Below are 20,862 nucleotides of genomic sequence, written 5' to 3' on the forward strand. Positions count from 1 at the left end.
TAGAGCTTGTACTACTACAATCTGATTGGGAGCTGTTGAAGCACTGGTCTTAAGTTACCGTATTTTCCCCACAGTGCCTTTCCCATTGTGAACCGACGAAGGATATTCATTTATGGCTTTACGCAGAATCTTAGCAGTTGACGACGAACCATTTAATCTAGAAATCATTGAAGAGATTTTAGAAGACTTAGACTTTGAGTTAAAAACCGTTGAAAGCGGTCATGAATGTCTAGCTGTAGTCGAAGACTTTGACCCTCAAGTAATTTTACTTGATGTGAGCATGCCAAAAATGAGCGGTTATGAGGTATGTAAGGCGATTAAAGCCAATCCAAACACACAGCATATTATCGTTATGTTTGTGTCGGCAAGGGGCTCTGTTGAAGAGCGCATGGAAGGCTACTCAGTGGGTGCTGAAGATTATATTGTTAAGCCGTTTGGCCAAGGTGAGTTAAAAGCCAAGCTCACGCACTTGAATCAAATGCTACTAGAAAAAGATATTCTGGCTCAGCAAATTGAAGATGCAACCTCCACAGCATTTAGCGCCATGGCTAATAGCAGTGAAATGGGGCAAATCGTTACCTACATCGAGCAAATCGGAGAGATAGAAACAATCCCGCGACTGGCGGAAGCTTTATGTCAGTGCTTAAAGGGATTGGGACTTAATTGTAATGTTGAGGTTCGGCTTGAGGGACAAAAACATCACTTTGCCACTACGGGGATTTGCTCACCTATCGTCATTGAATTATTTGAAATCTTACACACCAAAGGGCGATTACATGAATTTACTAACCGCATATTGGTTAACTATCCATTTTTGAGTATTTTGATCCTCAATATGCCGGGAGACGATCCAGATAAACACGGTAGATTGCGGGATCATATTTGCTTTATTGCCAGTGTAACGGAGCAACAGTTAATTGCTATTTCCACTAAACGCAAGCTGGTACAGCAACACGAGGACCTAGAAGAAGCGATAAAAATGGTGCAAGGTAAGTTTAACAGTATGGTGTCGCTGCTTGATAAAAATCGTCAAGAAAATGAAAAAGTGTTCCGCTCATTACAAGAGTTATTTGAAGAGCGCATTCCGACAATGGGTCTAGACGAAGATCAGGAGATGTTTATCTATCAAAACGTCGATAAAGCGATCCAAAGCTCAGTCGCAAGGGAAGAAAGTGTGCGAGAGGTGAAAACTGCTTTCCATGATATTGAAGAAGACTTAAAACTACTCTCGCGACGCTCAGAATAGCAATCCTACTTCCAATACCGCCGTAGGTCGCGCTTTAGCGCGACTTCTTTAGCTTTTATAGCACAGCTTTTTTATCGTGATTCCTTCGAACCATTTTGTGCAGGTAGTACTTTAGTACGGCTTTTTTAGCACAAATTTTCATCGTGATTCTCTCAACTCATTTGACTGTAGGTCGTGCTTCAGCGCGACAAATCCGCTAAGCGTCTCGTGGCAAGCCCTTTTCAATAATGCGGATCAACCTTGCTTTTTTGCGTTCATGTTGGTCTGACTTTTGTCTTTGTTGCTCCAACGCCCAGTCGATATGCTCAATAACAAGGGGAGTGGCACTTTGACGCTTTTCCTCAAGAGCTATAATGATAGCTTCATCGTATTGTGCATTGCCAAGGCCAACGGCTAAGTTTCGTAGCCAACGTTCATGTCCAATCCGGCGAATGGGGCTACCTTCGGTGTTTTTCAAAAATGTTGCTTCATCCCAAGCAAATAAGGTTAATAATTGCTGATCTTTAAGTTGAGTTCGCGGCAAAAAGTCGGCTTCTTCCGTTATTTGACCATAACGATTCCATGGGCAGACTAACTGGCAATCATCACAACCATATATCCGATTGCCCATTTTTGCCCTAAATTCCTCTGGAATAGCGCCTTGAAGCTCTATAGTGAGATAAGAAATGCAGCGTCTCGCATCGACGACATAAGGTTCTATGATGGCGCCGGTGGGGCATAAAGTTAGGCAGGCGGTACAACGGCCGCAACCTTCTTCTTGGTTTGGTTTATCAATGGGAAGAGGAATATCAACAAACAGCTCACCCAAGAAAAACCAAGAGCCCGCCTGCTTATTAATCACTAAACTGTTCTTTCCACGCCAGCCAAGTCCCGCCTTTTCTGCAATTTGTCGCTCTAGTACAGGGGCTGAGTCGACAAAAGGACGAAACCCTAGCGTGCCGACTTCTTGCTCAATCTTTTGTCCGAGCTGCTTTAGCTTGTTGCGCATTACCTTATGATAGTCTCGACCTAATGCATAACGAGAGATGTAGGCTGTGGTTTTATTACCAAGCGCTCTGGCAAAGCTGGCATCGGGTGGCAGGTAGTTCATTTTCACCGAAATAATGCGTTGCGTGCCAGGAGCCAGTTCAGCGGGGCGGGCACGCTTCATTCCATGCGCAGCCATGTAAGCCATTTCACCATGATAGCCTGCGTCTAACCAGCGCTGAAGTTGCGCTTCATGCTCGCGTAAATCAATGTCGGTTATACCGACTTCTGCAAAGCCAAGTTCTTGGCCCCATTGCTTAATTTGTGCTGCAAGTTCACTATAATTGATATTATCGGTCGTCACGGGAAGAAATAATGGCTAATGAATACACGGACAATTTACCACAATTTGCTTATTCAGCCCAACAAGTGCAGCAATATGAAGAAAAAGCCGCAAAGTTATCAGGCACAGATCTAAGTACCTTAATGCAACGAGCTGGGACTGCTGCATTTCGCTTTATTGAAAACAGCCAGCCTAAATCCAGCCATATCTTAATTATCACAGGTAAAGGCAATAACGCGGGAGACGGTTTTGTCGTTGCTCAATTATGTCAGCAGGCCGGGTTTTCCGTCACTGTATTCGCGTTATTTGCACCTGAAAGCTTAACGAGCGATGCGCAGCAGGCATTTTCTCAATATCAAGGCGCATTGGTTTTTTCGTTGAACGAGGTAGAGTTAAGTCAGTTTACGGTTGTGGTTGATGGTGTGTTCGGCACCGGTTTTAGAGGTGAGCTGCCTGACCATATTTGCCTTTGTTTTGACAAAATAAATAAACTGCCGATTACTAGGTTGGCACTTGATGTACCGAGCGGTATAAATGCCACAACAGGAGAAGTTGCGGGCAGTGCATTTTTAGCTACCGAGACCATCACCTTTATCGCGTTAAAACAGGGCTTACTTAGCGGCTCAGCAAAGCGTTTTGTGGGAACGTTATTGTTAGCCGACTTGGATGTAGGTGAAGCATTCAAAACCCTAGTAACGCCAACATCTAATTACTTAAATCATGAAACGTTAATGGCAGCAAGGCCGCAGCGAGCACTAGATAGCTATAAAAATGCCCATGGTCATGTGCTACTTATTGGCGGTAATCGTGGCATGGCTGGGGCAATTCGATTGGCAGCCGAAGCCGCTCTGCGAGCAGGAGCAGGCCTTGTATCGGTCGCGACTCATCCTGATAACATCACGAGCGTCATACAGGGACGTTTTGAATTAATGGTGCACGGTGTTGAGAGTGCGAATGAGTTATCGCCACTGATAAAAAAAGCCAGTGTGATAGTGCTTGGTCCCGGGCTTGGTCAAGACGTTTGGGCAAAATCACTTTTTAACTGTGCGATGGCAACTGAATTGCCAATGGTTATGGATGCTGATGGGCTCAATTGTTTAGCGCATGCACCAAGGCAAAAATCAAACTGGGTGTTAACGCCTCACCTAGGTGAAGCTAGACGGTTATTGAACCACTTAGGGACACCGCTAAATGAACATGACCGCTTCGCGGTGGCTAAAAAAATTAGCCATGAATATGGCGCCGTTACGGTATTGAAAGGGCCGGGAAGTTTGATATCTGAAGGTGAGCGGATAAATATTAATCGTTCAGGCTGCGCAGGAATGGCGAGTGCTGGGATGGGCGATGTTTTATCTGGTATCATAGGCGGTTTAATTGCCCAAGGGATGGAAGCATTTGCTGCAACAAACCTAGCCGTGTATATTCATGGTTTAGCTGCCGAGCAGGCCGCCCATGATGGCGAAAAAGGTATGTTGGCCGGGGATTTATTCGAACATATTCGAGGTATTTTAGGGTGACGACAGGTCATATGAAATTCGATTTGGCTGATGAGCCAGCAACAGTTGCCATGGGTAATAAAATTGCCAATGTTATTCGTCAAGGTGCGGTACTCTTTTTACACGGTGATTTAGGCGCAGGTAAAACCACGCTCACTCGCGGGATCGTGCAAAGCCTTGGTCATTCAGGTAAGGTAAAAAGTCCAACTTATACCTTAGTTGAACCTTATGAACTGGATGATGTCTCAATATATCATTTTGATTTATATCGATTAGGTTCGCCTGAAGAACTCGAATACATGGGGATCCGGGATTACTTTGCAAGTAATGCTATCTGTGTTGTTGAGTGGCCTGAAAAAGGTGAAGGCTTTATTCCAAACCCAGATATAGACGTCACAATGCAGTATGCTGGTGATGGCCGTCAAATTACACTTGAGGCCAAGTCTAGCCGCGGCGAGGCACTATTAAAACAATTACAAGATTATGCGTAATCAGCCGACTATTAGTTATATTTTCATTTTTATCTGCATGCTCTTAGCGAGCATGCATAGCTTTGCCCAAAACGCCATTGAAAGTGTGCGTGTTTGGCCCTCCCCAGAAAGCACTCGTATTGTTTTTGATATGAGCGATAAGCCGGATTACAGCTATTTTGTGCTGAAAAATCCACTGCGCTTGGTGATCGACCTTGAAAACACCAAGCAACAAAAAGACTTTCCGAGTGTTCCTGACGAACATCGCGTTGTAAACAAAGTGCGCCACAGCAAACCAAAAAATAGCAATTCTGCACGGATTGTTGTGGAGCTAAGTCGCAGCGCTACGCCAAAAATCTTTGCGTTGGCACCAACCGGTCCGTATAAAAACCGCTTAGTCGTTGATTTGTATGGTAAGCAGATGAGCGCTTATGACGATACAAAAACTGCCACACCACGAAAAACACTGGCGCAAGACAGAGATATTGTCATCGCCATCGATGCTGGTCATGGCGGTGAAGATCCGGGTTCTATTGGACCTTCAGGTACTTATGAAAAGCTCGTAACCATTCAAATTGCGAAGCGTTTAGCACGCTTAGTCGATAGCCAGCCAGGGATGAGCGCAAAGCTTATTCGTACTGGCGATTATTACCTCAAGTTGAATACGAGAACCGCAAGAGCGCGCGAAAGAAAAGCGGATTTTTTTGTGTCTATTCACGCAGATGCCTTCACCAGTCCTCAACCACGCGGTGCGTCGGTCTGGGTGTTATCACTGCGCAGAGCAAATTCTGAAATAGGTAAGTGGCTAGAAGACAAAGAAAAACACTCACAGTTATTGGGAGGGGCTGCCGATTTAATTAAAGATACGGCCAACGAAAAATATTTAGCCAAAGCGTTACTTGATATGTCGATGGAACATTCGATGAAAACCGGGTTTCAGGTCGCAGAAGAAGTCGTCAAAGAGCTGAAAAAAGTGGCAAAAATGCACAAAAGCAGACCGCAAGCTGCAAACTTTGGGGTACTAAAATCACCAGATATACCTTCGATCCTGGTAGAAACCGGGTTTATTTCAAACCCTAAAGAAGAAAAACTATTAATGTCTCCGCATTACCAAGAGCGTTTAGCTCGGGCTATTTTTAGTTCGATAAAGGGCTATTATGAAAAAAATCCACCGGATAATTCGCTCTTTGCGCGTATGCAATCCAATAAGCCGGTGACGCATAAAGTAAAAAGTGGCGAGTCATTGAGTGTGCTGGCTAGCCGTTATGGCATTACGGTCAGTGAATTGAAAAAAGCAAATAACCTGAAAAACAATACCTTGTTTATTGGGCAAGTCTTAACTATTCCAAAAGCGTAAATGATGACGATAGAAATACTTCCAGCTCGGTTGGCCAACCAAATCGCTGCCGGTGAGGTGGTGGAGCGGCCAGCGTCCGTTGTGAAAGAGCTGGTGGAAAACAGTATTGATGCTGGTGCGACGCGCATTCAAATAGATATTGAGCGTGGAGGACACAAGCTTATTCGGATCCGTGATAACGGTATCGGTATTGTTAAAGACGAGCTGATGTTGGCACTGTCTCGCCACGCGACGAGTAAACTGAAAAGTTTAGATGACCTGGAGTGTATTGCTTCGCTTGGTTTTCGGGGCGAGGCACTGGCATCCATTAGTTCAGTATCGCGACTGACTTTGAGCTCTAAGCCCCAAGCGCAAGAAACTGCTTGGCAAGCTTTCGCCGAAGGGCGAGATATGGCTGTGCAGGTTCAGCCAACCGCGCACCCAGACGGTACCACCATTGAAGTCAAAGATCTGTTTTTCAACACGCCAGCGCGCAGGAAATTTTTACGCACCGAAAAAACCGAGTTTAGCCATATCGATGAGCTGGTTAAGCGCATTGCATTGAGTCGTTTTGATGTTGCCATCACGCTCACTCATAACCAAAAGGTGGTTCGCCAATATCGCCCTCGCACTATTGAAAAAGGTGTTGAGCGAGTTGCGCAAGTTGGTGGTAAAGCATTCTTACAGCAAGCAAGCTTTATCGACTCAGGTCATGAGGGACTAAGATTATTCGGTTGGGTGTTACCTGCGGGGGTGAACAACGGCACACAATATACCTACGTAAATGGTCGTATGATGCGAGATAAGCTCATCTTGCATGCGATTCGCCAAGCATTTGATGAATCAATCGGGCATGAAGAGCTTCCCGGTTTTGTCATATATCTTGAATTAGATCCGAGACAAGTTGACGTTAATGTCCATCCCGCGAAACACGAAGTTCGCTTCCATCAAGCGCGCTTGGTTCACGACTTTATCGTACAAGCAATAAAGCAGGTCGCGACGGAGCAAATTGATTTACCTTGTGCAAGCGAGACCGAGACTCAAGCACCTGATATCGCATCGCCATTATTTACGCCCCAAGAACAGGTAGATGAAACCTATCATCAAAGTTACCGTTCAACCTTACAGCCCGAAACGCAAGCACAGGCCTATTCGGCTCCAAGTACCTTCGGCGAACGCACTGAGGCTTCAAGAGCAGCCTCAGGTGGCGGTCGAAGTAACTATGGCGGTGCAACAGGTGGTGGCAAAAAGCAGGTGAATGTAAACCAGCTCTATCAAGGACTATCACATCAACAGATGCAGCACTTCGATCAAATTGAAGAAGCTGAATTACCGTCAATTGAAGTAAGTAGCGTCCCGATATCCGCCAGTAAATCTAGCTGGATGCTGTTGCCGCAAGGCAAAGTCATGCTTGAGCAAGACAATCAGTTGTTGTTTGGTGATTGTAGGCAAGGGCTGTTGCCATATTGGCAAATGCAAATTGAGCAAGATGGCACATTGCAAGGCAAAGCGCTGCTGTTACCCGTGCGCATCAAGTTAGATAAAGCCGCACTGGAAGCATTGCAGCAGCGTGAAACTTGGTTGGCAATTTTAGGGTTTGCGATTGAAATCTTTGATGGCCATATTTTAGTTAAAAAATTGCCTGTGTCGCTCTATAGCATAGATGTTGGTGAAATTTCTAAGCAAATGATGGAACCAAGCTCAGATGCTGAACTCCAAGATTGGTTACAGTGGCTAGAAGTCTCAACACCCAGTAGCTATTTCGATAGCCAGCATTTTGATTTAGTTAAAGAAAAATTACTTTCAAAAGCCTCATGTTTGGCTCGTATTCATAAAAGTGCGGTTACAATTGATGCCCAGAAGTTGGTCAGTTTTTTAAGTTCGCAGTAATTCGTGCCTAAGTAGGTATTAATTACCATGTACTATCAGCTATAATACGAGATTAGTGCAGTTTATTAGTAGGTTAGATGTGAACAAGTTACCTGTCATTACCCTAATGGGACCGACAGCAGCGGGCAAAACCGCATTGGCCATAGAGTTATGCCAAGCGTTAAATACCGAAATCATCAGTGTAGACTCGGCGTTAGTGTACAAAGGGATGGATATCGGTACGGCAAAGCCGAGCGCACAAGAGCAAGCACAGGCACCACATCACCTAATTGATATTATTGATCCTGCACAAAGCTATTCGGTTGCTGAGTTTCGTGCCGATGCTATTAAACTAATTGATGATTTTCATCAGCGTGGCAAGGTGCCAATTTTAGTCGGCGGCACAATGATGTACTTTAAAGGCTTGATTGAAGGCCTGTCGCCATTACCAGAGGCTGATGCTGAAATCAGAGCGGTATTGGAGCGCGAAGCCGAACAAAAGGGTTGGCCTGCGCTGCATCAACAGTTAAAAGAGATTGACCCAGAAGCCGCGGCTAAAATCAGTGAAAACGATTCGCAACGCATCAACCGCGCTTTGGAAGTTTATCGCATTAGTGGTAAAACGATGACTCAATTGCAGCAAAGCAAACAGGATGCATTGCCATATCAGTTTCATCAATTTGCGATTGCGCCAAATGACCGAAAAGTTTTGCATGAACGTATAGAGAAAAGATTTAAAATAATGTTGGATGAAGGCTTTAAAAATGAAGTTTTGGCCTTATATCAACGTAAAGATTTACACCCTGATTTGCCTTCTATTCGCTGTGTCGGATATCGGCAAATGTGGGAGTATTTAGCTGGCGAGTGCGATTATAACGAAATGGTTTTCAAAGGCGTCGCAGCGACCAGACAACTGGCGAAGCGGCAATTAACTTGGCTGAGGGGGTGGCAAGATGTGACTTGGCTTGACACCGATAGTCAAGAAAACTTGCAACGTGTTCTAACTTCGCTAAGCTAATAGTAGTTGTTAAATCAGCGTGTTCTGATTAAATCAACGACCTGACATAATAACACCTAAAACGAAGGATAAGAAAATGGCAAAAGGCCAATCTTTACAAGACCCATTTTTGAATGTCTTGCGTCGTGAGCGCATTCCTGTCTCAATTTTTTTAGTGAATGGCATTAAATTACAGGGCAAGATCCAGTCATTTGACCAATTTGTGATTTTGCTTGAAAACACAGTAAACCAAATGGTTTACAAACACGCCATCTCCACTGTGGTTCCAGCTCGTGCGGTTAACTTCCAAAATGCAACCGGAAGTGAAGCGGGCGACCAAGGTGAAGAAGGTAATTATTAATTCTTATTAGTAGGAGCTTAATGCTTGTTTGACCGTTATGAAGCCGGCGAACAGGCAGTCTTGGTTCATATAGAATTTCCTCACGAAGGAGATCGCGAAGATCTACGTGAATTGGAAATGCTAGTTTCTTCTGCTGGTGTTAGTAGTGTGGCGGTTGTGCAAGGCAGCCGTCAAGCACCACATGCAAAGTTGTTTGTCGGAACGGGTAAAGCTGAAGAAATTGCCGAGATTGTCAACATCCACAACGCAGATGTCATCATATTTAACCACCAACTCAGTCCCTCACAAGAGCGCAATTTAGAACGCGTTTGTAAGTGCCGAGTGTTAGATAGGACAACGCTGATCTTAGATATTTTCGCGCAAAGAGCCCGTACCCACGAAGGTAAATTGCAGGTTGAGCTTGCTCAGCTAAGGCATATCTCTACGCGCTTAATTCGAGGATGGACGCACTTAGAAAGGCAAAAAGGGGGGATCGGCTTACGTGGTCCTGGTGAAACCCAATTAGAAACCGATAGACGGTTACTAAGAGAGCGAATTAAGAGTATTCGTAAACGATTAGACAAGGTAGCCGTTGTGCGTGAGCAAGGGCGTCGAGCGCGCAGTCGTAACGAGATCCCAACCGTTTCTCTGGTAGGCTACACCAATGCGGGTAAATCGACGCTGTTTAACAAAATTACGGATGCGGATGTATATGCTGCGGACCAATTGTTCGCAACGCTTGATCCTACGCTAAGAAAAATAGAAATCGATGATGTTGGCCCCGTTATCTTAGCAGATACAGTAGGTTTTATTCGTCATTTACCTCATGACTTGGTAGCAGCATTTAAGGCGACTTTAACAGAGACTCGTGAGGCAGATTTACAGCTTCATGTCATCGATGTTGCAGATCCGAGAAGAAAAGAAAACATAGAACAGGTACAATTGGTTCTAGAGGAAATTGAAGCCAATGACATTCCTCAACTTTTAGTCTACAACAAAATTGATCTAATGGACGAAGTTGCGCCTAGAATAGATAGGGACGATGAAGGAAAACCGATCAGAGTGTGGTTAAGTGCCCACTCTGGAGAAGGGATTTCGTTGTTATTCGACGCCGTTAAAGAGTTGTTGGCAAAAACCGTTTTCACAGCTGAGCTTGCTGTCCCTCCTGCGCTTGGGCGTTTACGAGGTGCGCTATTTGAGCTCAATGCCGTGGATGAAAAAGGCTACGACGAGCAAGGCAACTGGCTTGTTTCGGTAAGAATGCCAAAAATCGAATGGGAAAAGCTCAATAAGGAATTCGGGCGAAATCTCAATGATTTGGTCGTTGGTAGTTAAAAATCGTCAATTTCGAGCGTATTTTTATATGAGAGTCGCTCGAATTTTGTTAGATTTAACCTAATTCATTTAAATAACAATGGAGTATAGCTATGGCCTGGAACGAACCGGGTAATAATGGCAATGATAACGATCCGTGGAAAAACCGCGGGGGGCGGGATCAAGGCCCACCTGATCTAGATGAAGTATTCCGTAAATTTGGTAATAAATTCGGCGGTATTTTCGGCGGTAAGCCGGGGAAAGGTGGTAATGGCGGATTAGGCGGTGCTGGTTTCGTCTTTATACTTATTATCGCAGCCATCGTATGGGCACTAAGTGGTATTTACACGGTAAAAGAAGCTGAGCGCGGTATCGTGTTGCAATTTGGTAAATTTGACCGTATTGCTGAGCCGGGTCTGCGCTGGAAAGCCACGTTCATCGAGCGTGTTATTCCTGTAGATATTGAAGCGGTACGTTCATTGTCGGCTTCAGGCTTTATGCTTACGGAAGACGAAAACGTAGTAAGCGTTGAGTTTGAAGTGCAATATCGTGTTGTTGATCCAACACTTTATCGTTTCAGTGTGACCGATGCTGACCACAGCTTACAACAAGCGCTAGACAGTGCTCTGCGTTATGTTGTGGGTCATGCTCGCATGGACCAAGTGTTAACTACGGGTCGTGAAGTGGTTCGCCAACGCACTTGGGAAGAGCTAAACAGTATTATCGAACCATACAACCTTGGTTTGATTGTTACGGACGTTAACTTTAAAGATTCTCGTCCACCAGCAGAAGTAAAAGACGCATTTGATGATGCGATTGCTGCACAAGAAGATGAAGAGCGTTTCATTCGTGAAGCAGAAGCTTATGCGAGGGAAATTGAACCGCGTGCGCGTGGTCAAGTGACTCGTATGACGCAAGAAGCAGAAGCTTATCGCGAACGTATTATCCTTGAATCTCGAGGTGAAGTAGAGCGCTTTGAAAAGTTACTTCCTGAGTACCAAGCAGCAAAAGAAGTAACGCGTAAACGTTTATATATTGATGCAATGGAGCAGATTTTGGGCCGTAGCTCAAAAGTATTGGTTGATGTTGAAGGTGGTAATAACATGCTGTATCTACCACTTGATAAGATTATGCAATCCCATAACAACGCTTCGTCACCAGTACGTTTACCAAATCAGAGTGATATTGAGCAGCTTCGTAGAACGATTGAAGGTACTCAACAGCAAAATAGTTCTGTCAATTCAGGCGGCGATAGATTTAATCGCGACAGATTTGGTAACGGGAGATAATCAATATGAAGAATTTTAGTCTACTTCTATTAGTCACTGCCGTGATCATGTCGTTTTCTGGTATCTTTGTAGTAAACGAAGGTCAAAGAGCAATTGTACTGCTATTTAGTAAGGTACAAAAAGACGCGAATGGCGATGCTTTGGTGTATGAACCTGGTCTTCACCTGAAAGTGCCTTTCTTTAGCCAAGTACGTAAATTAGATGCGCGGATCCAAACCCTAGATGGTCAACCTGATCGCTTTGTAACCAGTGAGAAGAAAGATCTAATCGTGGATTCTTACGTGAAGTGGCGCGTGAATGATTTTAGTGCTTATTACCTACGTGCGCGTGGTGATAAGCAGTATGCGGAAACGCTACTTAAGCAAAAGGTGAACAACGGTCTAAGAACAAACTTCGGTTCGCGTACTATTAAAGAAATAGTATCTGGTGAACGTAGCGAGCTAATGGAAGAAGCGTTAGTTCAAGCGTCGGAAAGCGCGAGTGAGCTTGGGATTGAAGTGCTGGATGTCCGTGTTAAGCAGATTAACTTACCTAACGAAGTAAGCAGCTCAATCTACCAACGTATGCGTGCTGAGCGCCAAGCTGTGGCAAAAGAGCACCGTTCAGAAGGTCAGGAAAAGGCGGAGACCATCCGCGCTGATGTTGATCGTCGAGTGACAGTCATGCTTGCAGATGCCGAGCGTAATGCTCGCGCGGTTCGCGGTCAAGGTGATGCAACGGCGGCAAACATTTACGCTAAAGCATATAATAAAGACCCTGAGTTTTTCGGGTTTGTTCGTTCGCTTGAAGCATATAAAAATACCTTTAAAGATAAGAATGACGTTATGGTGTTATCACCGGATAGCAAGTTCTTTGATTATATGAAGGATGCAAAAGCTCAATAAGATGATGCTTTTGAGATGATTGTAAAACCCCGCCAGCCAGCGGGGTTTTTTATTGGCGCGATATGGCCACAACGTTAGACGATGAAATCCCACGAGTAGCCGCGCTCTTTCATGCCGCAAAAAACACACCGTAGCAGCGACTTTATGTCGCGAAAAAGCACACCGTAGCAGCGGACTTGATGTCGCGAAAAAGCACACGTAGCAGCGACTTTATGTCGCGAATAAACAAATCGTAGCAGCGGACTTTATGTCGCGATAAAACATGTCGTAGCAGCGACTTTATGTCGCGAAAAACACACCATAGCTGCGACTTTTTGTCGCGAAGAAACACTCTATAACAGAGCCTTTATACCGCGAAAAAACACATCGTAGCAGCGACTTTATGTCGCGAAGAAGCCTACCGTTGCTGTGGACTTTATGTCGCGACCAACAATAAAAAAGCGGCCAATAGGCCGCAGTTAGGAAGTGAATTGGTAGTAGTATATTAAAATAACAAACTCTTAAAACACGTATTTCACTGAAAGTTGCAGTCTGTCTAAATCACCTTCGAGGCCACTTTCTGTTTCCCGAGTACCCATTTTATATTCAGCACCAAAGGTAAGCTTTTTCACGGGTGAATAAAGTAGGTTTGCGCTGTAACTCATACTTGATTTTGTCGGATCGCCAGTCACCGCCAGCAAATCGCTTTCGTTATCAGCATTAAAGAAAGAGTATAAGAATGTTGAACGGAATTGTTCATTCCAGCTATGTTGATAAGCGATAAAGCCCGACGTCGAGTCAATTGCATGTAACGAGTTACCGTCGTATACCGCGCCATTAGCAACGTTTAGGCCTACGTAACGACCAAGCCCTTGACCTTGGGTCAGCATAAATTTCAAGTTATTGTCACCAAAATTAACACGACCAGACGCACTGACCCCAAATGAGCTTTCAGACTCATCAGCTCCACCGACTTTATAGGTAATTTGGCGCGCAAGTGCCGCTACCGCAATATGACCCCAATCAGCATTGTGTGTGTAACGTGCAGTGAAATCAGGCATGCTAGCGTCATCAGTGACGACACGGCCACTATCTGCAGTGGTAACTGTACTTTCTGGGTTTTCAATAGAGAAAGACCAGTTTCCTGTGGTGTATTTAGCCATGGCTTGGCGTACGAAAACGGTACCTTCAGCTGGGCCGACGAAATCTAAAGTCTCTGGTAGCGCACTAACATTTTGGAAGTTTGACCAAGCCTGACCGAACAAGAAACCCTTGTAGCTCACAAAGGCTTGGCGAATACGAGGTGAGTAGGAGTTACTAACACGCTCATTGCCTCCCGATGTAGAAATAAAGTCTAGCTCGATTTTAGTCTTGATACTGCTGCCATCATCAAGCTTAGTATCGGTCCCGAAGCTAAACCGAGATTGACGAGCGTGCATATCAAATACAGCGTCGCTATCTGAGTTTACCCCGACCGGAGTCGTACCAGGAACGTAAAAGTCTCGGCCGATATTTTGCGCACCCAGCGCGCCGTCAGAAAAGTCACTCCAAATGGCATCAAGCTTGATATAACCACCATAGTTAACTTTAGTATCGCCAATCTCAGCCGCAGTGGCAGGGAGAGCGCAGAGACTACTGATAGCAACTGCGAGCAGTTTTTTATTAATGTTATTCGTTGTCATAATCCAGTTCCTCAATAGCTGTGCTTTGCAGTTGGCAGCAGCTGACATTCATTTTAATCATCACTAACTGTTGTTTAAGGTTGGTTTTTACTCAATTACCTATTGGTCTATTAGACTAAGGTGGCATACGGTAAATGAGTGGAGGATAAGGCGATCATAATATTTGTATTAAATTGGGTACAATCGGTAAGCTGTATGAAACTTTTACGTTTGCAGCTGTTCTACAACTAAGGTCTAATACTTAAACACCCAAGGCTGGGTGATCCTTAGGAAAAGCGTGTCTAGCAGACCTAGACCTCTAAATATAATGGAGATGACTATGTCACAGAGCATTTATCCAGTTCCTGAAAAAATCAAGAACGCAGCATTAATCAACGACGAGCAATATCAAGAACTATATCAAAAGTCGGTTGATGACCCCGCAGAGTTTTGGAAAGAGCACGGTCAACGTTTAGATTGGTTCAAACCCTATAGCAAAGTTAAAAATACCTCATTCGACAAAGGCCATATCAATATTAAATGGTACGAAGACGGCGTACTAAATGCCTCTTATAACTGTATTGATAGACACCTGGAAAAGCGCGCCGATAAGGTTGCATTGATTTGGGAAGGTGATAATCCAGAACAAACAGAAAATATTACCTACCAACAGCTACACGATGAAGTCGCAAAGCTTGCCAATGGTCTTAAGAGTTTAGGCGTTACAAAGGGTGACCGCGTTGCTATTTACATGCCGATGACTCCACAAGCAATTTATGCCATGCAGGCCTGTGCAAGAATTGGTGCTATCCATTCCGTTGTGTTTGGGGGCTTTTCACCTTCAGCGATTGCAGACCGTATCAAAGATTCTGGCGCCAAAGTTGTCATCACCTCAGATGAAGGTCGTCGCGGTGGTAATTGTGTGCCGCTTAAGGCAAATGTTGATGAAGCGGTAGCGCAAGCTGGCGTCACCACTATCGAGCATGTGATTGTACATCAATTAACAGATGGCGATGTTGAATGGAATGCTCACGATGTATGGTGGCATGAATTAGTTGCTGATAAACCTGCCGAATGTGAACCTGAAATGATGAATGCGGAAGATCCGCTCTTTATTCTTTATACCTCGGGCTCTACCGGTCAGCCGAAAGGGGTAGTGCATACTACGGGTGGATACCTAGTGTATGCATCAATGACCCATGAGTATGTATTCGACCTTCAAGAAGATGATATTTACTGGTGTAGCGCGGATGTGGGCTGGATCACGGGTCACAGTTATATTGCTTATGGTCCACTAGTAAATGGTTGTACTCAAGTTGTATTCGAAGGCGTGCCAACTTATCCAACGTCTGGTCGCATGGGTGAAATCGTTGATAAACATGGCGTTACTATCCTCTATACTGCGCCTACCGCGATCCGTGCTTTAATGGCAAAAGGTGACGAGCCGACAGCAAGTTCCAAGCGTGACAGTTTACGTATTTTGGGTTCGGTCGGTGAGCCAATTAATCCAGAGGCTTGGTCTTGGTATTATGAGCAAATTGGTAATAGTGATTGTCCTATCGTAGATACTTGGTGGCAAACCGAAACGGGCGGCATCATGATCACGCCACTACCTGGCGCTACTGCACTTAAGCCGGGTTCTGCGACCCGTCCATTCTTTGGTATTGCTCCTGCACTATTTGACGCGGAAGGTAATACGCTGACAGGCGCGACCGAAGGTAATCTGGTGATTTTGGATAGCTGGCCTTCACAAGCCCGTACGGTTTATGGCGACCATGAGCGCTTTGAACAAACGTACTTCTCGGCTTATCCGGGCGTTTATTTCACGGGCGATGGTTGTCGCCGTGATGAAGACGGTTACTACTGGATCACCGGTCGCGTGGATGATGTACTTAACGTTTCAGGTCACCGCCTCGGTACTGCTGAAATCGAAAGTGCGTTAGTCGCTCACGAAGCGGTTGCTGAGGCGGCCGTGGTAGGCTATCCACACGATATTAAAGGCCAAGGGATCTATGTCTATATCACGCCAAATGAAGGGGTAACGGTATCTGACGAGTTAACTAAAGAGGTGAGAAATTGGGTGCGTAAAGAGCTAAGCCCAATTGCAACCCCTGACATGATCCAATGGTCTCCAGGTTTACCTAAAACCCGTTCTGGTAAAATCATGCGCCGTATTTTGCGTAAGATTGCAGCTAACGAGTATCAACAGTTAGGGGATACTTCTACACTTGCCGATCCAAGTGTGGTTGATGAATTAATCGAGAATAGATTGAATCGTTAACTGAATAACTTGAATTGCGACCTAATATAAACATACTATAACGGCTGTTATCTTTACGATAACAGCCGATTTTTTAGGAGCATAGCATGTATCAGTTTTTAATCGCGGATGATCATCCTCTATTTCGAGAGGCGCTTAAGGGGGCTCTAAAAGCGCAGTTTGAAGGATTAGAGGTATTCGAATCTGAAAACTTTGACACTACGCTCTCGGTCTTACAACAACAAGAAGAACTAGACCTACTCCTGCTCGATTTACATATGCCGGGCAATGGTGATTTATATGGACTAATTCGGATCCGTGAGGATCACCCAAGTCTTCCAGTTGTTGTGGTTTCGGGAAGCGAAGACCTTTCTATCATTTCTAAAGTGATGGGATACGGCGCGATGGGTTTTATCCCAAAAGCGGCGTCAGTAGAACAAATTACCGAAGCCATAGAGCAAGTGCTTGAAGGTGACACGTGGTTGCCTGAAGGCATGAAAGACAAAGTGGCTGAACTGGAAGGGGAAGACAAAGAGCTTGCCCAACAAGTGGCCTCGCTCACGCCGCAGCAATATAAAGTGCTGCAATATTTACACGAAGGTTTACTGAATAAGCAAATTGCCTACGAGCTAAATATTTCAGAGGCAACGGTGAAAGCACATATCACCGCTATCTTCAGAAAGTTGGGTGTCTATAACCGTACTCAAGCCGTATTGATCGCTTCAAAACTACAACTAGAACCTATCGAAGCGAATGACTAACTTCGCATCATTGCTTGCAAGGTGCTTACCTTGCAAGCAGCACTGCTTTAGCTTAACTCTCTAAACGCCTGACTTAGTCCCTCTATTGTTAGCGGATACATTCGGTTTTGCATTAATTGATTTATTAGCTCTATCGAATGGTAATAAGACCAATAGCTTTGCGGCTGAGGGTTAAGCCAAGCCACCTTACTAAAGTGATTGGTTAAACGATTCAGCCAAGTAGCTCCTGCTTCTTGATTCCAATGCTCTACACTACCGCCGGGATAGGTGATTTCATAGGGGCCCATTGTCGCGTCACCAACAAATATTAGTCGATAGTCTGAGCCGTATCGGTTAATTAGCTGATAAGTATCAAGCAATTCGCTGTCACGACGGTCATTATCGTGCCAAACATGTTCGTACACGCAATTATGAAAGTAAAAAAACTCAAGGTGCTTAAATTCACTGTGTGCGGCGCTGAAGAGTTGTTCACAAAGCTGGATATGGTCATCCATAGAGCCGCCAATATCAAACAGCATCAATACCTTCACTGAGTTATGCCGCTCAGGAGCCATTTTCACATCCAGCATGCCGCCTTGTCTTGCGGTAGCGCGAATAGTTTCATTAAGGTCGAGCTGATCGCTTGCTCCGCTGCGCGCAAATTTACGCAATTGCTTGAGTGCAAGCTTAATATTGCGGCTGCTGATGTCGGTATTACTGTCAAGGTTGCGATACTGCCTTTTATCCCAGACCTTTACTGCTCGGCGATGACGGTTTCCATCTTGGCCAATGCGGATCCCTTCAGGATTATAGCCGTAAGCGCCAAAAGGCGAAGTGCCACCTGTACCAACCCATTTATTACCCCCTGCGTGACGTTTTTGTTGCTCAGCCAAGCGTGCTTTTAACGTTTCAAGGAGCTTATCGAGTCCACCCATGGCGTTAAGTTTGGCTTTTTCTTCTTCAGACAGCGACTTCTCAAACTCTTTACGCAACCAATCCTCAGGCAATTGCTGCTGTTGAAGTTGTGAGAAGAGATCAATTGACTCTATTCCCTCAAAGTAATCAGCAAACGCACGGTCGAATTTATCAAACAAGGTTTCATCTTTCACGAAGATGGTTTTTGCCAAAAAGTAAAAGCCGTCCAGATCGGCAAAGCAAATTTCTTTATCCAGCGCCTCTAAACAGTCTAGTAATTCGCGCAGGCTCGCTTTGATACCGTAACGTCTAAGCGTGAGTACAAAATCGATGAGCATGATCAGCGGCGGCTCATAAAGGCGAGTTTCTCAACCAAAGAAACATCTTGCTCGTTTTTAAGTAGCGCACCAAATAACGGCATTAGGCCACCTTGGTTAGATTTGTCATGCAACGCGTCAGGGGAAATATCTTCCGCTAATAATAGTTTTAGCCAGTCGAGTAATTCACTCGTGCTTGGCTTTTTCTTTAGGTTTGGTGTGTCGCGTAATTGGAAAAAGCTTTCGAGTGCTCGTTGTACTAAATTTGCTTTAATATGTGGAAAATGCACGTCTACAATCTGCTGCATCTCTTCTTTGCTCGGAAAGTCGATGTAGTGGAAAAAGCAGCGGCGTAAAAAGGCATCTGGCAGCTCTTTTTCATTGTTTGAAGTAATAATCACGATGGGGCGCACCTTTGCCTTTACTTGCTCGTTAGTTTCGTAGACATGAAACTCCATTTTATCGAGTTCTAACAGTAGATCATTGGGAAACTCAATATCGGCTTTGTCGATTTCATCAATCAGCAGAACGGGGCGCTTTGTCGCGGTAAAGGCCTGCCACAGCTTACCTTTGATGATGTAATTACCAACGTCATTAACGCGAGGATCGCCAAGTTGACTGTCGCGTAAACGCGAGACCGCATCGTATTCGTACAGGCCTTGCTGGGCTTTGGTTGTTGACTTTATATGCCATTGGATTAGTTCGGTATCTAAACTTTTTGCCAGTTCTTCGGCGAGTAAGGTCTTGCCTGTACCAGGCTCACCTTTAATCAGGAGTGGTTTTTCTAAAACGATGGCCGCATTCACGGCCTGTTGTAGTGCAGAGGTAGCAATATATTGATCAGTACCTTTAAACATAATTCAACTTCTTGTGGTCAGATGAGATAGGCTCATCTTGCCACAATCAGCTTTTCGCTGCCAACCCTGCTTCGGTTTCGATTAAGGTGAAGCGAGGCACCGCTTCGCCTTCGACCATAACGTCTTCTAAAAACATTTCAAGTGGTCGAACCCAAAAGCTCATATCTCCATATAAGGTTTGATAAACCACTTGCTTCTCTTGCGTTTCACTGTGCGTTGCCAAGGCGTGCACTCGATATAATTTTCCTTTGTAGTGGCGGTAAATTCCAGGTGTGATATCCACTAATTCAAGCTCCAAAAAATAAAAGCCGTACGTGACGGACTGAAATGTTATAATCCGTGCCATTAAGACTGAAGGTGTTTAAAGATGAATTATATTGCGCTGGACGATTATAAGAAAGCTTGGGTTTTCAAACATAAAGATCTTCCAATCGAAGAATCCGACCTGGCATTGATAAAGCCAATGTCAGCGGCGCGCGCTGCGGTGCTTTGGAGCACTATGGTAAGCAACGAAAAAGATCACCCTGATTTCTTTGATAAAACAGATTGGGTTGGTAAAGCGGACTCATGGCAAGAAACCCTCAATTGGGAGCAGCCGTGGGAAGCCGGAGAAGCATTTCCTGAAACTATCGAGCAATTTCTTGATTGGCAAGCTAATACCACCGTGTATTTTTGTCTCTCTCGAGATGATGTGATCGAGACCCGTTTTGACGTGTTCAAGCGATGTTGGCAGAACTTTATGTTTTTGACTGACGGTAGTTTCTTAATAGGAAAAAAACGCAGTTCGGTAGTACAATTTATGGCTGAGGGGCAAGCAAAATTAGGAACCAAGCCGTAAGCAAGTACAACTGAGCAGTTTGCTTTGATTTGAAACATGGCTAGTGTATAAAGGATGTACACCAGTCTACTAAAGTAGATTGCATTGACGGGAGGCGTTTTGGAGCAACAGCAAAATACAATCTGGTATGACGAAGCATCTCGCCTTGTATTTGCCGAGCTTGTAAATGTATTTTATGCCAGAGAGTTGCCGAAACTTGCTGAACTCTCAGATCATACTCGCCTTCAGCGTTTGTTAAACAGCCTGCCGTATTATGTTGAGCGCGCGGCCACACATATTATTCATGGTGATGTCCCGCTTGAGCTAGATAGTTTCAATGGATGTTGGTTAGCAAAGCAAAAATCACAGCCTAAATGTGATGACGCTGCCAACGCAGCATTTTTTACCACTAAGGTGAAAGTGGGGCTGGTGGTTCCCGTGCTATATGCAGACTCGACGGGGACAATCGTAAGGCTCGACAGTGTCGACCAAGTGAATGAGGCTGACAAATTGCACTGCAACCAATTTGGCTGGTTTAGTGTTAATGGTAATAGCTTACAAGCAAGCGACGAAGCGCGTGTACAATTGCTAAAACCAACGAAAGCGTTAATGACAGCGGCTTGTTGTGGCCATACTTGGTATTTTGGCAAGGCGGTAGTACCACGAAGACTGACGCTAAGAGAAATGTTACTTGCCAGTTCAATTAATTGGCCACAAGTACAAAAAACAAAAATGAGTCAACTATCCTAATCGACTCAAAAAACAG

The 20,862-nt window shown here is 44.8% G+C and carries 19 protein-coding genes; 14 read left to right on the top strand and 5 right to left on the bottom strand.

What is annotated here, in order from left to right:
* Positions 1–112: 112 nt before the first annotated feature.
* Positions 113–1,246 (top strand): response regulator, encoded by a 1,134-nt coding sequence (locus CTT31_RS03140; RefSeq protein WP_045988582.1) that lies wholly within the window; start codon positions 113–115, stop codon positions 1,244–1,246.
* Positions 1,247–1,442: 196 nt separating this feature from the next.
* Here the strand turns inward: CTT31_RS03140 and queG are convergent, their stop codons facing one another.
* Complete coding sequence (gene queG / locus CTT31_RS03145; protein WP_260491969.1) at positions 1,443–2,576, bottom strand: tRNA epoxyqueuosine(34) reductase QueG; 1,134 nt, start codon at positions 2,574–2,576, stop codon at positions 1,443–1,445.
* Positions 2,577–2,587: 11 nt separating this feature from the next.
* On the opposite strand from queG, the gene CTT31_RS03150 reads away from it, so the two are divergent.
* The 9 genes from CTT31_RS03150 (at position 2,588) to hflC (ending at position 12,550) form a co-directional block, all read left to right on the top strand.
* Positions 2,588–4,072 carry an NAD(P)H-hydrate dehydratase gene (locus tag CTT31_RS03150; RefSeq protein ID WP_260491970.1) on the top strand — a complete coding sequence of 495 codons (1,485 nt, stop codon included), beginning with the start codon at positions 2,588–2,590 and terminating at the stop codon, positions 4,070–4,072.
* A complete protein-coding gene (gene tsaE, locus CTT31_RS03155; RefSeq protein ID WP_010605655.1) occupies positions 4,069–4,542 on the top strand; it encodes a tRNA (adenosine(37)-N6)-threonylcarbamoyltransferase complex ATPase subunit type 1 TsaE in 474 nt (157 codons plus the stop codon). Before CTT31_RS03150 ends, tsaE begins: the two co-directional genes overlap by 4 nt.
* On the top strand, positions 4,535–5,878 hold the full coding sequence (locus CTT31_RS03160) for an N-acetylmuramoyl-L-alanine amidase (protein WP_260491971.1): 1,344 nt from the start codon (positions 4,535–4,537) through the stop codon (positions 5,876–5,878). The genes tsaE and CTT31_RS03160 overlap by 8 nt, the downstream gene beginning before the upstream one ends.
* A gap of 3 nt (positions 5,879–5,881) precedes the next feature.
* A complete protein-coding gene (gene mutL, locus CTT31_RS03165) occupies positions 5,882–7,747 on the top strand; it encodes a DNA mismatch repair endonuclease MutL (RefSeq protein ID WP_249122499.1) in 1,866 nt (621 codons plus the stop codon).
* Positions 7,748–7,853: 106 nt separating this feature from the next.
* Positions 7,854–8,744: a tRNA (adenosine(37)-N6)-dimethylallyltransferase MiaA gene (gene miaA, locus CTT31_RS03170; protein WP_226899384.1), complete on the top strand. Its 891-nt coding sequence runs from the start codon at positions 7,854–7,856 to the stop codon at positions 8,742–8,744.
* Between the two features lie 76 nt (positions 8,745–8,820).
* Positions 8,821–9,084: an RNA chaperone Hfq gene (gene hfq / locus CTT31_RS03175; RefSeq protein ID WP_010377383.1), complete on the top strand. Its 264-nt coding sequence runs from the start codon at positions 8,821–8,823 to the stop codon at positions 9,082–9,084.
* Between the two features lie 24 nt (positions 9,085–9,108).
* On the top strand, positions 9,109–10,398 hold the full coding sequence (hflX, locus tag CTT31_RS03180; protein WP_010605651.1) for a ribosome rescue GTPase HflX: 1,290 nt from the start codon (positions 9,109–9,111) through the stop codon (positions 10,396–10,398).
* Between the two features lie 92 nt (positions 10,399–10,490).
* Complete coding sequence (hflK, locus tag CTT31_RS03185; RefSeq protein ID WP_039494418.1) at positions 10,491–11,666, top strand: FtsH protease activity modulator HflK; 1,176 nt, start codon at positions 10,491–10,493, stop codon at positions 11,664–11,666.
* A 5-nt stretch (positions 11,667–11,671) separates the two neighbouring features.
* Positions 11,672–12,550 carry a protease modulator HflC gene (gene hflC, locus CTT31_RS03190; RefSeq protein WP_039494419.1) on the top strand — a complete coding sequence of 293 codons (879 nt, stop codon included), beginning with the start codon at positions 11,672–11,674 and terminating at the stop codon, positions 12,548–12,550.
* A gap of 500 nt (positions 12,551–13,050) precedes the next feature.
* On the opposite strand, the gene CTT31_RS03195 is transcribed toward hflC, so the two are convergent.
* Complete coding sequence (locus CTT31_RS03195; RefSeq protein ID WP_039494423.1) at positions 13,051–14,211, bottom strand: DcaP family trimeric outer membrane transporter; 1,161 nt, start codon at positions 14,209–14,211, stop codon at positions 13,051–13,053.
* 319 nt (positions 14,212–14,530) lie between these two features.
* On the opposite strand from CTT31_RS03195, the gene acs reads away from it, so the two are divergent.
* Positions 14,531–16,471, top strand: coding sequence for an acetate--CoA ligase (gene acs / locus CTT31_RS03200; protein ID WP_260491972.1), 1,941 nt, complete (start codon positions 14,531–14,533; stop codon positions 16,469–16,471).
* 86 nt (positions 16,472–16,557) lie between these two features.
* Entirely contained in the window at positions 16,558–17,211 is a 654-nt protein-coding gene (locus CTT31_RS03205) for a response regulator transcription factor (RefSeq protein WP_010377395.1), read from the top strand.
* 47 nt (positions 17,212–17,258) lie between these two features.
* Here the strand turns inward: CTT31_RS03205 and CTT31_RS03210 are convergent, their stop codons facing one another.
* The 3 genes from CTT31_RS03210 to CTT31_RS03220 are packed head-to-tail and all read right to left on the bottom strand — an operon-like array spanning position 17,259 to position 19,562.
* Positions 17,259–18,443 (bottom strand): vWA domain-containing protein, encoded by a 1,185-nt coding sequence (locus CTT31_RS03210; protein ID WP_260491973.1) that lies wholly within the window; start codon positions 18,441–18,443, stop codon positions 17,259–17,261.
* A gap of 2 nt (positions 18,444–18,445) precedes the next feature.
* Positions 18,446–19,282 (bottom strand): AAA family ATPase, encoded by an 837-nt coding sequence (locus CTT31_RS03215; protein ID WP_026000904.1) that lies wholly within the window; start codon positions 19,280–19,282, stop codon positions 18,446–18,448.
* Positions 19,283–19,325: 43 nt separating this feature from the next.
* A complete protein-coding gene (locus CTT31_RS03220; RefSeq protein ID WP_010377401.1) occupies positions 19,326–19,562 on the bottom strand; it encodes a DUF1653 domain-containing protein in 237 nt (78 codons plus the stop codon).
* 84 nt (positions 19,563–19,646) lie between these two features.
* Here CTT31_RS03220 and CTT31_RS03225 point away from each other — a divergent pair, with 84 nt between their 5' ends.
* Together CTT31_RS03225 and CTT31_RS03230 are read left to right on the top strand one after the other, a co-directional pair.
* Positions 19,647–20,117 carry a DUF2947 domain-containing protein gene (locus tag CTT31_RS03225; RefSeq protein WP_045962078.1) on the top strand — a complete coding sequence of 157 codons (471 nt, stop codon included), beginning with the start codon at positions 19,647–19,649 and terminating at the stop codon, positions 20,115–20,117.
* A gap of 84 nt (positions 20,118–20,201) precedes the next feature.
* Positions 20,202–20,846 (top strand): hypothetical protein, encoded by a 645-nt coding sequence (locus CTT31_RS03230; RefSeq protein ID WP_260491974.1) that lies wholly within the window; start codon positions 20,202–20,204, stop codon positions 20,844–20,846.
* Positions 20,847–20,862 lie beyond the last annotated feature (16 nt).

This window comes from Pseudoalteromonas maricaloris (genome assembly GCF_024746855.1).
GTDB classification, from domain to species: Bacteria; Pseudomonadota; Gammaproteobacteria; order Enterobacterales; family Alteromonadaceae; genus Pseudoalteromonas; species Pseudoalteromonas maricaloris.

Excerpts from the sequence above, each read along its gene's own strand:
- CTT31_RS03195 (WP_039494423.1), bottom strand. The coding sequence starts at position 14,211 with ATGACAACGAATAACATTAATAAAAAACTGCTCGCAGTTGCTATCAGT.
- CTT31_RS03225 (WP_045962078.1), top strand. The coding sequence starts at position 19,647 with ATGAATTATATTGCGCTGGACGATTATAAGAAAGCTTGGGTTTTCAAA.
- CTT31_RS03150 (WP_260491970.1), top strand. The coding sequence starts at position 2,588 with ATGGCTAATGAATACACGGACAATTTACCACAATTTGCTTATTCAGCC.
- CTT31_RS03205 (WP_010377395.1), top strand. The coding sequence starts at position 16,558 with ATGTATCAGTTTTTAATCGCGGATGATCATCCTCTATTTCGAGAGGCG.
- acs (WP_260491972.1), top strand. The coding sequence starts at position 14,531 with ATGTCACAGAGCATTTATCCAGTTCCTGAAAAAATCAAGAACGCAGCA.
- miaA (WP_226899384.1), top strand. The coding sequence starts at position 7,854 with ATGGGACCGACAGCAGCGGGCAAAACCGCATTGGCCATAGAGTTATGC.
- CTT31_RS03210 (WP_260491973.1), bottom strand. The coding sequence starts at position 18,443 with ATGCTCATCGATTTTGTACTCACGCTTAGACGTTACGGTATCAAAGCG.
- mutL (WP_249122499.1), top strand. The coding sequence starts at position 5,882 with ATGACGATAGAAATACTTCCAGCTCGGTTGGCCAACCAAATCGCTGCC.
- hflK (WP_039494418.1), top strand. The coding sequence starts at position 10,491 with ATGGCCTGGAACGAACCGGGTAATAATGGCAATGATAACGATCCGTGG.
- CTT31_RS03140 (WP_045988582.1), top strand. The coding sequence starts at position 113 with ATGGCTTTACGCAGAATCTTAGCAGTTGACGACGAACCATTTAATCTA.
- hfq (WP_010377383.1), top strand. The coding sequence starts at position 8,821 with ATGGCAAAAGGCCAATCTTTACAAGACCCATTTTTGAATGTCTTGCGT.
- CTT31_RS03160 (WP_260491971.1), top strand. The coding sequence starts at position 4,535 with ATGCGTAATCAGCCGACTATTAGTTATATTTTCATTTTTATCTGCATG.
- hflC (WP_039494419.1), top strand. The coding sequence starts at position 11,672 with ATGAAGAATTTTAGTCTACTTCTATTAGTCACTGCCGTGATCATGTCG.